Genomic DNA, 14,843 nt, shown 5'->3' on the forward strand with positions numbered 1-14,843 from the left:
TACAAGAACTTGTGAGTAGATAGATATTTATATCATCAAAAGCATACTCGTTGAAATAGGAATGAAACATAGAAGTTTATAACTTTTTATAAGTTTTCAGTAACGGCAGATATGAGTGTTTTAGACAGAATAGAGAGATTACAAAATGCAATGGAACAGCAGAATATAGACTGCTATATCATTCCCACAGATGATTATCATCATAGTGAGTATGTAGGTGATTACTTTAAATTTCGTGAATATATGACAGGATTCAGTGGATCTGCAGGAACTGCAGTCTTTACAAGAGAGAAGGCTGGGCTGTGGACAGATGGCAGATACTTTATTCAGGCAGAAGCCCAGTTGAAGGGGAGTGGGATCACACTCTATAAATCGGGTGAGCCGGAAGTTCCCACAATCGAAGAATTCTTAAAGAAAGAGCTCGAAGAAGGAGCTGTTCTCGGGTTTGATGGGCGTACTGTGAGCTATGCGCAAGGGGAAAAATATCGACAGATCGCAGAAGGGGAAGGTGCATCTATCGAATTTCGTCTGGATCTTGCACCAGACACCTGGACAGGTAGACCTGAAATGTCTACAGAGCCGGCATTTTTGTTGGAAGACGAATATTCGGGCGAGAATATTGAATCCAAATTAAAACGAATTCGAGAAAAAATGAAAGAAAATGGATGCAATGCTCATATTTTATCAAGTTTAGATGATATTGCATGGCTTTTCAATATAAGAGGTAATGATATTGCATATTGTCCACTTGTTCTTTCTTACGCAATCGTTTATAATAATTCAGTTGAGCTGTTTGCGAACAGCCAGAAATTTTCTGAAGAAATAGTGAATTTATTTGCAGAGAATCAGATACAAATTTATCCATATGAAGATATTTATCGCGTGGTTTCAGAAATGACATCAGAAGATAAAGTTCTGTTGGATTCTAAAATTATGAATTATCGTTTGTATCAGGCAATTTCCAAAGATACAGTAATTGTCGACAAGCAGAACCCGGAAATCCTGATGAAGTCAGTTAAAAATGAAACACAGGCAGAGAATTTGAGAAAAGCGCATTTGAAGGACGCTGTTGCACATACAAAGTTTATGTACTGGTTAAAGAAGAATATTGGCAGAGTGGAGATTACAGAGTTGTCTGCTTCTGCCAGGCTGGAAGGATTACGTGCAGAGCAGGAGCATTTCCTCGGACCAAGTTTTGGCCCGATCAGTGCATATGGAGAACATGGGGCAATTGTTCATTATAGTGCGGATGAGAAAAGCAATGTCCCTTTAAAAGAAGGAAAGCTTTTCATGACAGATACAGGAGGTCATTACCTGGAAGGGTCTACTGACATTACGCGTACGGTTGCACTTGGAGAAGTGGGGAATATTGAAAAAGAACATTTCACACTGGTTGCAAGAGCAATGCTGCGTCTGGCAAACACTGTATTTCTCTATGGATGCAGTGGTGCGAATCTGGATTGTATTGCAAGAGAGGTCTTTTGGAAAGAAGGATTAAACTTTAATCATGGGACGGGGCATGGTGTTGGTTATTTATTGAATATCCATGAAGGACCGATCAATTTCCGTTGGAAAGAGGGAGAGAGACCGGCTCCGGCATTGGAAGAAAATATGGTGATTACAGATGAACCGGGGATCTATATTGAGGGTTCCCATGGAATTCGTCTGGAAAATGAGCTGCTTGTCAGAAAAACAGTTAAGAATGAGTATGGACAGTTTATGAATTTTGAAATTCTTACTTATGTACCAATTGATCTGGATGCAATCTTGCCGGAGAAAATGAATACAGAAGAGAAAGAAATGCTGAATCATTATCATAAGCAGGTTTATGAAAAAGTGTCCCCTTACCTTTCAGAGGAAGAACGAATCTGGCTGAAAGAGTACACGCGGGCTGTGAAGTAATCAGCAAAGCAGAGATATAACAGAACTCTTATGTATCTGTTGAAGCTGCTGGACGGACAATGAAATATTTAGGGATTAGGAATAGTGTAAAAGAATGGAAACATCAGAACGCAATATTGAAGCGAATATGAATGAGCTGATCGGAAGGATCGAAGCAAAATATGAGAAGATGAGCAAGGGGCAGAAGCGCCTTGCAGAATATGTGAAAGAAAATTATGATAAGGCTGTATTTCTGACAGCGGCGCGTCTTGGAGAGATTGTGGGTGTCAGTGAATCTACGGTTGTACGATTTGCAACCCAGCTTGGATATAGGGGATACCCGGAATTTCAGAAAGCATTGGAAGAACTTGTCCGTAATAAGTTGAATTCAATCCAGCGTATGGAAGTGACCTATGGACGAATTACACAGAGTGAGATCCTTGAAACAGTTCTTCAGTCAGACATTGAGAAAATCAAGATGACCTTGTCTGCAATCGATCATAAGGCATTTAACTGGGCGATTGATACCCTTTTAGAAGCAAAGAGAATCTATGTTGTGGGAATCAGAAGCTGTGCACCACTTGCTTCTTTTATGGGATTTTATCTGAATCTTGTATGCGACAATGTAATTACAGTAAATACAAACAGTTCCAGCGAGATTTTTGAACAGATCATTCGAATCGGGGAAGGAGATGTGATTATAGGAATCAGTTTCCCAAGATATTCGATGAGAACATTGAAAGCATTGGAATTTGCAAGCAATAGAAAGGCAAAAGTAATCACACTTACTGACAGTATCCATTCACCTATGAATCAGTATTCTTCCTGCAATCTGATCGCAAGAAGTGATATGGCATCTATTGTCGATTCACTTGTTGCACCATTGAGTGTGATCAATGCTCTGATTGTTGCAATCTGTATGAAAAAACAGAAAGAAGTTGTCTCGACATTAGAGACTCTGGAGAAAATCTGGGGTGAATATCAGGTTTACAGCGGAGAAGAAAGCAGCCAGGAAGGTGGCAGCGCAGGAACGAACGAGTCTTACAGACAGAATAAAGGAGAAGAATAGAGCATGAGTAATGTGATCGTAGTGGGCGGCGGGGCTGCCGGGATGATGGCGGCAGTTTTTGCTGCAAGAAATGGTCAGAATGTTCAGTTGCTTGAGAAGAATGAAAAGCTTGGGAAAAAGCTTTTCATTACAGGAAAAGGACGCTGCAATATAACGAATGCCGCTGATATAGAAGATTTATTTACGGCGGTGACAAGTAATCCGAAATTTTTATACAGTGGATTTTACAGTTTTACAAATCAGCAGGTGATCGATTTCTTTGAAGAACTTGGTGTGAAGACGAAAATTGAACGTGGAGAACGAGTTTTCCCTGTTTCAGATCATTCTTCTGATGTGATCGCAGCATTTTCAAGAGAGTTAAAATCATTAGGAGTAGCTGTTTCTCTTCACACAGAGGTGGGAGAACTGCTTTGTGAACAGGATAAAGTGTGCGGGGTTTTATTAACTAATGGAAAGAAAATGAAGGCAGATGCTGTGATCGTTGCGACAGGCGGTATTTCCTATCCTTCCACAGGTTCCACAGGCGATGGATATCGTTTCGCGAGAGAAACAGGGCATAGAGTGACAGAACTTTTGCCATCACTTGTGCCAATGGAAGTCAGACAATGGTATGCGAAAGAATTGCAGGGACTGTCTCTTAGAAATATAGAAATCCGTATTACAGATGGGAAAAAGAAGCTTTATGAAGAATTCGGAGAAATGCTTTTTACACATTATGGTGTGACAGGACCGGTTATTCTGAGCGCGAGCAGTGTGGTGGGAAAAACTTTAAGAAAAAAAGAACTTACACTTCATATAGACTTAAAACCTGCATTGAGTGAGGAACAGCTTGATAAAAGGATTCTCAGAGAGTTTGATGCAAACCATAATAAACAGTATAAAAACTCGATCGATTCACTCTTTCCGGCAAAATTAAAGCCTGTTATGATAGAACTCTCAGAGATCGAACCTGAGAAAAAAGTGAATGAGATTACAAAAGAAGAACGACAGAGACTGGTTCATCTGATCAAGGATTTTACAATGACTCTGACAGGGCTTCGTGGTTATAATGAAGCAATCATTACAAAAGGAGGAGTATCTGTAAAAGAGATCGATCCGGGAACAATGGAATCAAAAAAAATGAAAGGATTATATTTCGCCGGAGAGGTGCTTGATCTTGATGCAGTGACCGGAGGATATAATCTTCAGATTGCGTGGTCAACAGGGTATCTTGCCGGAATTAACGCAGGATGTGATTGAAATTTTACTGGGGAATGTCTGAATCCTGTGACAGGAAGAATAGATGTTACTGTTAGATTTGAAAATGGAATGTAGAAAGAAAAGATGGAGGAATAAAAATGGGATATAATGTAGCAATCGATGGACCGGCAGGGGCAGGGAAAAGTACAATTGCAAAGCAGGTTGCAAAAGAAAACGGATATATTTATGTAGATACCGGCGCAATGTACCGTGGATTGGCCATTCACTTTCTGAATCTTGGAATTGATCCAAAAGATACAGAAAAGATTATAGAGGCCTGCAAAGATGTGGAAGTAACGATTGGCTATGAAAGCGGAATCCAGCAGATCTATGTAAATGGAGAGAATGTTACAGCAAAGCTTCGTACAGAAGAAGTTGGAAATATGGCTTCTATGACATCTGCGATTCCGGAAGTCAGAGGAAAACTCCTGGAACTTCAGAGAACGCTTGCAAGAGAGAAGGATGTGATCATGGATGGAAGAGACATTGGTACCCATGTGCTTCCAGATGCAGATGTAAAAATCTATCTTACAGCAAGCGTAGAAATCAGAGCAAAGAGAAGATATAAAGAGCTTGTTGAAAAGGGAGTGCAGTGCGATCTGAAAGAGATAGAGAAAGATATTGAAGAAAGAGACTACCGTGATATGACAAGAAAAATCGCGCCACTGAAAAAAGCAGAGGATGCGATACTTGTTGACAGTTCGGATATGACACTGAAAGAAGTTGTAAACACGATTTCCAGATATTGTCATAGATAAATTTGCAGGAGTTGGATAGAATGAAAGTAATAAAGGCGAAATCAGCTGGATTTTGTTTCGGCGTTAAGCGTGCAGTGGATACAGTTTACGAACAGGTGAAAGAGAATCAGAATCTTCCGATCTATACGTATGGTCCGATTATCCATAATGAAGAAGTGGTGAAAGATCTGGAGCAGAAAGGTGTGATCGTCCTTCGCAGCGAAGAAGAGCTGGATACACTGGAAAGGGGAACTGTTATTATCCGCTCTCATGGGGTGGCAAAAGATGTGTATGACAGATTGGAAAGTAAGAAAATCCAGATTGTAGATGCTACGTGTCCATTTGTTAAGAAAATCCATAATATCGTGCAGAAACACAGTGAGATGGGCGAGAATATTATTATCATTGGAAATCCGGAACATCCGGAGGTTCAGGGAATTAAGGGATGGGCAGGAGATCATGTAGAGGTCTTTCAGACAAAGGAAGAAGCAGAAAATTATTCTTGTGAGCAGGGAAAAAAGATTTGTATCGTTGCCCAGACGACATTTAATTACAATAAATTTAAAGAATTAGTTGAAATTCTTGAAAAAAAGAGTTATGATGTAAGTGTTTTAAATACAATCTGTAATGCTACGAAGGAGCGCCAGACAGAAGCGCAGAGCATAGCAGAGACGGTGGATGCTATGATCGTTATTGGTGACAAACATAGTTCCAATACCCAGAAGTTATTTGAAATATGCCGCAAAGCATGTAACAATACGTACTATATACAGACACTTGGCGATTTGGATTTGAATCAATTAGGGTCAGTGGAAACGGTAGGTATTACAGCAGGGGCATCCACGCCCAACAATATAATTGAGGAGGTTCAAAATAATGTCAGAATTATCTTTTGAACAGATGTTAGAAGAGTCATTTAAAACAATTCACAATGGAGAGGTTGTCGAAGGTACAGTAATCGACGTGAAACCGGATGAGATTATCCTGAACATTGGATATAAAGCAGACGGTATCATTACAAAGAGCGAATATTCCAACGATCAGTCTCTTGACCTTACAACAGTTGTATCCGTAGGTGATACAATGACAGTTAAGGTACTGAAAGTAAATGACGGAGAGGGTCAGGTTCTTCTTACATATAAGAGACTGGCTGCAGAAAAAGGAAATGAGAGACTGCGCGAAGCATATGAAAACCACGAAGTGCTGAAAGCTACAGTTACACAGATTCTTGGCGGCGGTATTTGTACAACAGTTGATGAAGTAAGAGTATTTATCCCGGCAAGCCTTGTTTCCGATTCTTATGAGAAAGATCTCAGCAAGTATGAAGGACAGGAAATCGAATTCGTAATCAGCGAGTTCAACCCGAGAAGAAACCGTGTGATCGGTGATAGAAGACAGCTTCTTGTAGCAGAGCGTGCTGAGAAGCAGAAAGAGCTGTTCGCGAAACTCAATGTTGGTGATACAGTAGAAGGAACTGTTAAGAATGTAACAGATTTCGGAGCATTCGTTGACCTTGGTGGTGTTGACGGACTTCTTCACATCTCAGAGATGTCATGGGGAAGAGTTGACAATCCGAAGAAAGTATTCCATGTAGGAGATACACTGAAAGTTCTTGTAAAAGACATTCATGATACAAAGATTGCGCTCAGCCTGAAATTCCCAGAGACAAATCCATGGGTAAATGCAGCAGAAGATTTCGCTGTAGGTACAGTAGTTACAGGAAAAGTTGCACGTATGACAGACTTTGGTGCATTCGTAGAACTTGCACCGGGAGTTGACGCACTTCTTCATGTATCCCAGATTTCAAGAGCTCATGTTGAGAAACCATCTGATGTTCTTGCAATCGGACAGGAAATCACAGCTAAGATCGTTGATCTTAACGAAGCAGAGAAGAAGATCAGCCTGAGCATGAAAGCTCTTGAGGCTGACAACGCTGGAGAGACAGAGGAATAAGATATAAATTATTTTTTAGAAGAACCTGCCATTGGCAGGTTCTTTTTCTGTTAAAAATTCGACAAGATGTATAGCGAAAGATACAAGAATTATTACATATTTGCTAGATTTTCAGAGCGCATTCTAGTAAAATAAGTATTACAAAATTAAAATATTATTGTTGTAATGACAATGATAAAAGAAAGGAAGGAAATGAGATGGGGCTTTTGACATTTAAAGGCGGAATCCATCCAGATGATGGAAAACGTTTTTCAAAGGATCAGCCGATCAGACCTGTAGTACCTCAGGGTGAACTGGTCTATCCACTTTCACAGCATATAGGAGCACCGGCTAAACCGGTAGTTAAGAAAGGCGATTGTGTGCTGAAAGGACAGTTGATTGCTGAAGCGGGAGGATTTGTATCTTCTCCGATCTATTCATCTGTCTCCGGTAAAGTGAAAGGATTGGAACAACGTTTTAATCCAACTGGATCCCAGGTGGAGTGCATTGTTGTAGAAAACGATGGAGAGTATAAGGAAGTTGAATATGAACCGGTAAAGCCTTTGGAAGAGATGACAAGGGAAGAAATCATTAATAAGATTGGAGATGCCGGAATCGTAGGAATGGGTGGTGCAGGATTCCCTACAAAGGTAAAGCTTTCTCCGAAGGAACCGGATAAGATAGAATATATTATTGCAAACTGTGCTGAGTGTGAACCTTATATCACTGCAGATTACAGAAGAATGCTCGAGTATACAGAAGATCTTGTCAGCGGAATGAAGGTCATCCTTTCTTTATTCCCAAATGCAAGAGGTGTTTTTGCTGTAGAGGATAACAAGAAAGATTGTATTGAAAAGTTACAGAAAGCAGTTTCCGGCGATCCAAGAATTGATGTGAAAGCATTGATGACAAAATATCCACAGGGGGCAGAACGTCAGTTGATCTATGCAGTGACAAAACGAGCAATCAATTCTACCATGCTTCCGGCAGATGCAGGATGTATTGTTGATAACGTGGAGACTTTGATTGGAATCCACAATGCGGTAATCAAAGGAAAACCGTTGATGGAACGTGTTGTTACAGTGAGCGGCGATGCAGTTGAAAAACCAGGAAACTTTATGGCTCCTTTTGGAATAAACCACAGAGAGCTGGTTGAGGCAGCAGGAGGTTTGAAAGCGGAACCGCAGAAACTGATCTCCGGAGGACCGATGATGGGATTTGCCATGGTGACAATGGATGCACCGGTTACAAAGACTTCTTCCTCTATTCTGCTTTTTAAAGAAGACGTTGTGGCAAAGAGTCTTGAGACTGCATGTATTAACTGTGGAAGATGTGTGGAGATCTGTCCAAGCAGAATTATTCCATCCAGACTTGCAGACTTTTCAAAGAGAAAAGATGAGGCATCTTTTGTTGCATGGAATGGATTGGAATGTGTGGAATGTGGTTCCTGCAGTTATGTCTGTCCGGCGAAACGTCAGCTGAAACAGGCAATTGGTTCAATGCGTAAGACAGCATTGGCGAATAGAAAGAAGAAATAAGAGAGGTTGAAGTAAAGTGAACGAGAAATATAACGTATCTTCTTCGCCGCATATCCGTGATAAAGTGACAAGCAGCAACATTATGCTTTATGTTGTGATCGCACTTCTTCCGGCTACATTTTTCGGAATCTGGAATTTCCGTCATGAGAATGCCTGGATTCTTGTAGTTGTTACAACGGCAGCGGCTGTTTTATCTGAGTATCTTTATGAAAAATTAATGCATAAGCCAATTACGATCAATGATTTCAGTGCGGTTGTAACAGGACTTCTGCTCGCATTGAATCTTCCTCCGACACTCCCGTGGTGGATGGGTGTGCTTGGTGCAGTATTTGCTATCATTGTTGTGAAACAGTTGTTTGGAGGACTTGGACAGAACTTCATGAACCCTGCATTGGGAGCACGTTGTTTTCTGCTGATCTGTTTTGCAGGAAAGATGACTTATTTTGTTTACGACGGAGTGACAGGACCGACTCCTCTGGCAGAACTGAAAGCAGGAGAAACAGTGAATACATTGTCTATGCTTCTCGGAAATATCAGAGGAACAATCGGAGAGACTTCTGTAGTTGCAATTATGATCGGTGCAATGTTCCTGATTCTTATGGGTGTAATTGATCTTAGAATTCCTGGAACTTACATTGTGACATTTGTGATTTTTATCACATTGTTTGGAGGACATGGATTCGATCCTCAGTACATCACAGCGCATCTTTGTGGTGGTGGTCTGATGCTTGGAGCATGGTTTATGGCAACAGATTATGTAACATCTCCGATCACGAGCAAAGGAAAGATCCTTTTTGGAATCTGTCTTGGATGTCTGACGGGTCTGTTCCGTCTTTTTGGTGGATCAGCAGAAGGAGTTTCCTATGCGATCATCATCAGTAACCTTTTAGTTCCATTGATCGAGAAGGTTACTCTTCCAAAACCATTTGGTAAAGGAGGAGAGAAGTAATGAATAAAATTGTTAAAAACACGTTGATTCTGACAGTAATCACTGTTGTTGCAGGTCTTCTTCTCGGAGTTGTATATGGTGTGACAAAAGATCCGATCGCTAAAGCACAGGAGGAGGCAAAACAGGAAGCATTTCGTTCTGTTCTTTCAGATGCAGAGACATTTGAATCGGATACAGAATTTGATGCTGATGCAGCTTCTGCTCTTCTGAAAGAAAATGGATACACTTCAGATGATATTTCTGAGGTGGCTGAGGGAAAAGACGCTTCCGGTGAGACGGTTGGTTATGTCGTAAATGTTACATCACATGAAGGATACGGCGGAGACATTGATATTTCTGTAGGTATCAGGGAAGATGGAACAGTAACAGGTATTGAGATGCTCAGTATCAGTGAGACAGCAGGTCTTGGAATGAAAGCTAAGGAAGCAGATTTCAAAGATCAGTTTAAAGATAAGAATGTAGAAAAGTTTACATATACAAAGACAGGAGAGTCAGGAGATGACATGATCGACGCCATCAGTGGTGCTACGATCACAACCAATGCTGTGACAAATGCAGTAGACTCTGCACTTGTATATTTTCAAAATGAGTTAGGAGGCGGAAGTAATGAATAAATGTACAGAACGGCTGTATAATGGCCTTGTAAAAGAAAATCCGACCTTCGTTCTTATGCTTGGTATGTGTCCTACACTTGCGGTTACAACATCTGCGATCAACGGTGTTGGTATGGGACTTTCTACAACAGTTGTATTGATCATGTCTAACATGTTGATTTCTATGTTGAGAAAGATTATTCCGGATTCTGTCAGAATGCCGGCATTTATCGTTATTGTTGCTTCTTTCGTAACAATTGTACAGTTCCTGATGGAAGGATTCGTTCCAAGCCTTTATGATTCACTTGGACTTTATATTCCTCTGATCGTTGTAAACTGTATCATCCTCGGAAGAGCAGAAAGTTATGCTTCAAAGAATCCGGTTCTTCCTTCTATCTTTGATGGAATCGGTATGGGACTTGGATTTACTGTGGGTCTTACAGCAATCGGTATTGTCAGAGAACTGATCGGTGCAGGTAAAATCTTTGATATCCGTGTTATGCCGGAATCTTACGAGCCACTGACAATCTTCATCCTTGCACCGGGAGCATTCTTTGTCCTTGCAGGTCTTGTTGCTTTACAGAATAAAGTAAAGAACAATATGGCAAAGAAAGGAAAGAAGGTTCCGGAGACAGTCGGATGCGGAGAAGGCTGTGCAAGCTGCGGGAATGCTTCATCCTGCAGTGGAAAGATCTTCCCGACAGGCGAAGAAGACGCAAAGAACGAATAAAGGAGGGGACAGAAAGTGAAAGAATTATTATTAATTGCAGTTGGTTCAGCATTTGTAAATAATGTTGTCCTGAGCCAGTTTCTTGGTATATGTCCGTTCCTCGGTGTATCCAAGAAGGTGAAGACTGCTGCCGGAATGGGTGGAGCGGTTGTATTCGTTATTACGATCGCATCTTTTGTAACTGGATTGATCTATAAGTTTATTCTCGGAAATCCAAATATCATGGGAGGAGAATTATCTTACCTGAATACGATTGTATTTATTCTTGTTATCGCAGCACTTGTACAGTTTGTAGAGATGTTCTTAAAGAAAGTGATGCCATCATTATACAATGCGCTCGGTGTATATCTTCCGCTGATCACAACGAATTGTGCAGTTCTCGGAGTAGCACTGACAAACGTACAGAATGGCTACTATGATGACATGAGTGCAGGTATGGGGCTTCTCACAGGTGTCGTAAATGGATTTGCTACAGCTGTCGGATTCCTTGTATCAATTGTGCTGATGGCCGGAATTCGCGAGAAGATTGAATACAATGATATCAGTGAGTCATTTCAGGGGACTCCGATCGTGCTTGTTACAGCAGGACTGATGGCAATTGCATTTTTCGGATTCTCGGGATTAATTTAGGAGGAAGAGCAAATGAGTATGACAGGAATTATTTTGGCGGCAGTAGTCGTCGGTGGAACCGGTTTATTCATCGGTGTTTTCCTCGGAATCGCAGGTAAGAAGTTTGCTGTAAAAGTAGATGAACGTGAAGAAGCGATTTTAGGCGTTCTCCCGGGAAATAACTGTGGTGGATGCGGTTATGCAGGTTGTTCAGGACTTGCAGCTGCAATCGTAAAAGGTGAAGCAGAAGTCAGTGGATGTCCGGTTGGTGGGGCACCTGTTGCTGCAAAGATCGGTGATATCATGGGTGTTGCAGCAGGCACACAGGAGAGACAGACCGCTTTTGTAAAATGTGCCGGAACCTGCGAAAAAGCAATTTTAGATTATGATTACACAGGTATTCAGGATTGTACGATGGCAAGCATGATGCAGAATGGAGGAGCAAAGGGATGTAATTCAGGATGTCTTGGATTCGGTTCTTGTGTTGCTGCCTGTCCATTTGATGCAATTCATGTAGTAGATGGAATTGCTGTTGTTGACAAAGAAGCATGTAAAGCATGTGGAAAATGTATTGCAGCATGTCCAAAACACCTGATCGAGCTGATTCCATATGAGCAGAAGACATTTGTACGCTGTAATTCCAATGCAAAAGGAAAAGTACAGCTGACAATCTGTCAGGCCGGATGTATCGGATGTCGTCTCTGTGAGAAGAACTGTGAAGCAGGAGCAATCACTGTAACGAATTTCCTTGCACATATCGATGCAGATAAATGTACAGAGTGTGGTGTTTGTGTAGAAAAATGCCCGAGAAAGATTATTACGTTACGTTAATAATACGACAGGATTTTATTGAAAAAAGAGATCAGAAAAGGAAGCTGAAGATTTAAAATGATCAGCTTCCTTTTCTTTAGTTATCAATATCAGTGATTAAATCGACAGAGTCACTGCTTTTATAAATCGTATTGTCATCGGTAATAAATACAGCCTCTATATTATCCATACTTCGGATAAGTTTTAATCCTTCATCCAGTCCAAGCGCATAACAGGTTGTGCTTAAGGCATCCCCGTCAACCGATTTGTCAGAGATGATTGTGACCTGGTTTAAGTTATTTTCTATTGGATATCCTGTAGAAGGGTCAAGGATATGATGGTAAATCTTTCCGTCTTTCTTAAAGTACCGTTCGTAATTTCCGGAAGATACGATGGACTTATCAGATACCGGAAGAACCGCCATAACTGTCCCGTCTTCTGCAAATGGTTTCTGGATACCGATCCGGAAGTTGGAACCATCCGTTTTTCCACCGAGTGTCAGTATGTTACCACCGAGATTGATATAGGCATGTTCTATTCCTTCTTCTACAAGATAATTCTTTACCTGATCTGCAATATAGCCTTTGGCGATACCACCCAGATCAATCTTTGCATAAGGATCTGACATGGTTACCGTTGTTCCGTTGACCTCTATAGTTTTATAATTGATATGAGTAACTGCTTCGGACAGCTGCTCTGCGTCAGGGATGCTATGATCCGCATTATCGTGAAAATTCCAAAGATCACTGGCAGAAGCGATTGTGATATCAAATTTTCCTCCGGAAAGATCCCCATAATATTTTCCAAGTTTAATTAAATCAGCAGTTTCTTTCGATACAGAAACGGAGGCACCTTGTGCCTGATTGATCTGACTGATTTCACTGGAATCGATCGTAGGACTTAAGAGTTGTTCATATTTCTCACAGATATCTTTGCAGCCATCCATGATCTTAGAATCTGCTCCCCAGACTTCAATCTTAACAACGGTGTCGAAATAGGTTCCTGTCATAGAAAGCGACTGTGACTGATCTTTTGTGGAACATCCGGTCAGCAGAAAAGAAAATGTAAGGAAACAAGCCAGTATTTTTTTGTGTTTCATAAAATCTCCGTTCTTAATATAAATGAATGATGTGTTTATTATAACGAGGTTTGAATAAAAATACAATCGAACATGTGGTTGCATTCAAAATATGGTTGTGCTATGATGAATTAGCAAAACCATTATGGAAGAAAGATGGTGCGGAATGAAGAAGAATGACTGGATACTTGCAGCAGCTATTTTTTTTGTAGCTGTTTTAACGATTGGTTTACAGCTTTTAAAAACTACAGATGAATACAGTGAAGTAGAGATTCAGGTAAATGGCGAGTTGTATGGAAGATACCGCTTGGAACAGGATCAGGAAATTGATGTAAATGATAAGAATAAAGTACTCATAAAGGACAGAAAGGTTCGTATGGAAGATGCTGACTGTCCGGATCAGATTTGTGTAAACCACAGAGCAATTTCAAGAGATGGGGAAAGTATAATCTGCCTGCCGAATCAGACTATAGTAACGATCCGTGGCGGAGAGGAACCGGAGGTGGATGAGATTGCACGGTAGAAAAGTAGCGATATTTGGCGTATTTACAGCATTGGCATTGATTTTTAGCTATGTGGAACTTTTGATTCCGATTAATTTCGGAATACCGGGAGCAAAACTTGGTCTGGCGAATCTTATGACAGTTCTTGTTCTGTACAAGATGGGGATAAAAGAGGCACTGGCACTTTCCGTGACAAGGATTATTTTATCGGGCTTCATGTTCGGAAATCTGTTTGGTATTCTATATAGTTTATCAGGAGGACTTTTGAGTTTCCTTGTTATGGTTCTCCTTAAGAAATCAGACAGGTTCAGTGTTGCCGGAGTCAGTATTGGTGGAGGTACAGCACATAATATCGGGCAGCTTCTTGTTGCAATGGTTGTTGTACAGACATATCAGGTGGGGTATTATCTGCCGGTTTTGTTAGTGGCAGGAGAAGTGACCGGGCTGCTGATCGGACTTGTGGCAAAAGAAGTTTTAAAAAGGATCCAGGGAATTTCTCTGGTATAATTATTATGGAAGCGTTGCGGTTTTGGTGCAGCGGGAAAAGGATAGAGGAAGATGATATCATATATTAGAGGTGAACTGGCAGCAGTCCAGGAGCAGAAAGCGATTGTGGAAGCGGGTGGAATCGGATACGGAATTTATATGTCGCAGCAGACATTATCCATGCTTCCGGCAGTTGGGGAAGAAGTGAAAATTCATACATATCTCAACGTGCGTGAGGATGCAATGCAATTATATGGATTTCTAACAGGCGAAGATCTTCAGGTTTTCAGACTGTTGATCGGTGTCAGCGGGATCGGACCGAAAGCCGGGTTGAATATTCTTTCCTGCCTTTCTCCGGATGAACTTCGTTTTGCCGTGCTGGCCGGAGATGTAAAAACAATTTCATCAGCTCCTGGAATTGGGAAGAAGACCGCGGAAAAGCTGATTCTGGAGTTGAAAGATAAGATGAGCATTGAGGATGTTCTGGAACAGGCAGCACATGGCAGTGAACAGTCAAAAGAAATTGAGGCGACAGATACCGGAATGCAGGCGGAAGCGGTACAGGCACTGACAGCACTTGGTTATGGAAGTGCAGAGAGTTTACGTGCAGTGAAGAAGGTATCTGTTGATTGTGCGAGTGTAGAAGATCTTTTGAGAGAAGCGTTAAAGAATCTGCTCTGAACAGTTAC

16 protein-coding genes are annotated in these 14,843 nt (G+C 41.1%); 15 read left to right on the plus strand and 1 reads right to left on the minus strand.

Translation table 11 applies throughout. The features are described from left to right. The first annotated feature begins 111 nt into the window (after positions 1–111). The 12 genes from LI162_RS07275 to LI162_RS07330 all read left to right on the plus strand — a co-directional run bounded on the left by LI162_RS07275 (position 112) and on the right by LI162_RS07330 (position 12,108). Positions 112–1,902: an aminopeptidase P family protein gene (locus LI162_RS07275; RefSeq protein WP_226865922.1), complete on the plus strand. Its 1,791-nt coding sequence runs from the start codon at positions 112–114 to the stop codon at positions 1,900–1,902. 94 nt (positions 1,903–1,996) lie between these two features. After that, the gene (locus tag LI162_RS07280; RefSeq protein ID WP_015529141.1) at positions 1,997–2,950 is read left to right on the plus strand and encodes a MurR/RpiR family transcriptional regulator; all 954 of its coding nucleotides are present in this window, start codon (positions 1,997–1,999) and stop codon (positions 2,948–2,950) included. A 3-nt stretch (positions 2,951–2,953) separates the two neighbouring features. Further along, positions 2,954–4,189: an NAD(P)/FAD-dependent oxidoreductase gene (locus tag LI162_RS07285; protein WP_226865920.1), complete on the plus strand. Its 1,236-nt coding sequence runs from the start codon at positions 2,954–2,956 to the stop codon at positions 4,187–4,189. Positions 4,190–4,287: 98 nt separating this feature from the next. Beyond that, a complete protein-coding gene (gene cmk, locus LI162_RS07290) occupies positions 4,288–4,947 on the plus strand; it encodes a (d)CMP kinase (RefSeq protein WP_015529143.1) in 660 nt (219 codons plus the stop codon). A gap of 20 nt (positions 4,948–4,967) precedes the next feature. Continuing rightward, complete coding sequence (gene ispH, locus LI162_RS07295) at positions 4,968–5,822, plus strand: 4-hydroxy-3-methylbut-2-enyl diphosphate reductase (RefSeq protein ID WP_055145579.1); 855 nt, start codon at positions 4,968–4,970, stop codon at positions 5,820–5,822. Beyond that, complete coding sequence (gene rpsA, locus LI162_RS07300) at positions 5,803–6,879, plus strand: 30S ribosomal protein S1 (protein WP_020436604.1); 1,077 nt, start codon at positions 5,803–5,805, stop codon at positions 6,877–6,879. Before ispH ends, rpsA begins: the two co-directional genes overlap by 20 nt. 197 nt (positions 6,880–7,076) lie before the next feature. Continuing rightward, on the plus strand, positions 7,077–8,396 hold the full coding sequence (rsxC, locus tag LI162_RS07305; RefSeq protein ID WP_054751180.1) for an electron transport complex subunit RsxC: 1,320 nt from the start codon (positions 7,077–7,079) through the stop codon (positions 8,394–8,396). Positions 8,397–8,412: 16 nt separating this feature from the next. After that, complete coding sequence (locus LI162_RS07310) at positions 8,413–9,345, plus strand: RnfABCDGE type electron transport complex subunit D (RefSeq protein WP_020436606.1); 933 nt, start codon at positions 8,413–8,415, stop codon at positions 9,343–9,345. Beyond that, the gene (locus LI162_RS07315) at positions 9,345–9,959 is read left to right on the plus strand and encodes an RnfABCDGE type electron transport complex subunit G (protein WP_054751181.1); all 615 of its coding nucleotides are present in this window, start codon (positions 9,345–9,347) and stop codon (positions 9,957–9,959) included. Before LI162_RS07310 ends, LI162_RS07315 begins: the two co-directional genes overlap by 1 nt. Further along, the gene (gene rsxE, locus LI162_RS07320; protein WP_015529148.1) at positions 9,952–10,668 is read left to right on the plus strand and encodes an electron transport complex subunit RsxE; all 717 of its coding nucleotides are present in this window, start codon (positions 9,952–9,954) and stop codon (positions 10,666–10,668) included. The genes LI162_RS07315 and rsxE overlap by 8 nt, the downstream gene beginning before the upstream one ends. Positions 10,669–10,683: 15 nt before the next feature. After that, entirely contained in the window at positions 10,684–11,298 is a 615-nt protein-coding gene (locus LI162_RS07325; RefSeq protein WP_227156174.1) for an electron transport complex protein RnfA, read from the plus strand. A 12-nt stretch (positions 11,299–11,310) separates the two neighbouring features. Beyond that, positions 11,311–12,108 carry an RnfABCDGE type electron transport complex subunit B gene (locus tag LI162_RS07330; RefSeq protein WP_015529149.1) on the plus strand — a complete coding sequence of 266 codons (798 nt, stop codon included), beginning with the start codon at positions 11,311–11,313 and terminating at the stop codon, positions 12,106–12,108. Positions 12,109–12,184: 76 nt separating this feature from the next. On the opposite strand, the gene LI162_RS07335 is transcribed toward LI162_RS07330, so the two are convergent. Next, positions 12,185–13,186, minus strand: coding sequence for an FAD:protein FMN transferase (locus LI162_RS07335; RefSeq protein WP_226865919.1), 1,002 nt, complete (start codon positions 13,184–13,186; stop codon positions 12,185–12,187). A gap of 124 nt (positions 13,187–13,310) precedes the next feature. Between LI162_RS07335 and LI162_RS07340 the strand changes: the two genes are divergently transcribed. Genes LI162_RS07340 through ruvA form a run of 3 tightly spaced genes read left to right on the plus strand, consistent with a single transcriptional unit; the run spans position 13,311 to position 14,835 of the window. Then, a complete protein-coding gene (locus LI162_RS07340) occupies positions 13,311–13,688 on the plus strand; it encodes a NusG domain II-containing protein (protein ID WP_081016832.1) in 378 nt (125 codons plus the stop codon). Then, on the plus strand, positions 13,678–14,175 hold the full coding sequence (locus tag LI162_RS07345) for a Gx transporter family protein (protein ID WP_020436611.1): 498 nt from the start codon (positions 13,678–13,680) through the stop codon (positions 14,173–14,175). Before LI162_RS07340 ends, LI162_RS07345 begins: the two co-directional genes overlap by 11 nt. Positions 14,176–14,226: 51 nt before the next feature. Then, the gene (ruvA, locus tag LI162_RS07350) at positions 14,227–14,835 is read left to right on the plus strand and encodes a Holliday junction branch migration protein RuvA (RefSeq protein ID WP_020436612.1); all 609 of its coding nucleotides are present in this window, start codon (positions 14,227–14,229) and stop codon (positions 14,833–14,835) included. The last annotated feature ends 8 nt before the right edge of the window (positions 14,836–14,843 follow it).

Origin of the sequence: Mediterraneibacter sp. 210702-DFI.3.120, assembly GCF_020561005.1 — a bacterium.
GTDB lineage: Bacteria > Bacillota > Clostridia > Lachnospirales > Lachnospiraceae > Mediterraneibacter > Mediterraneibacter faecis.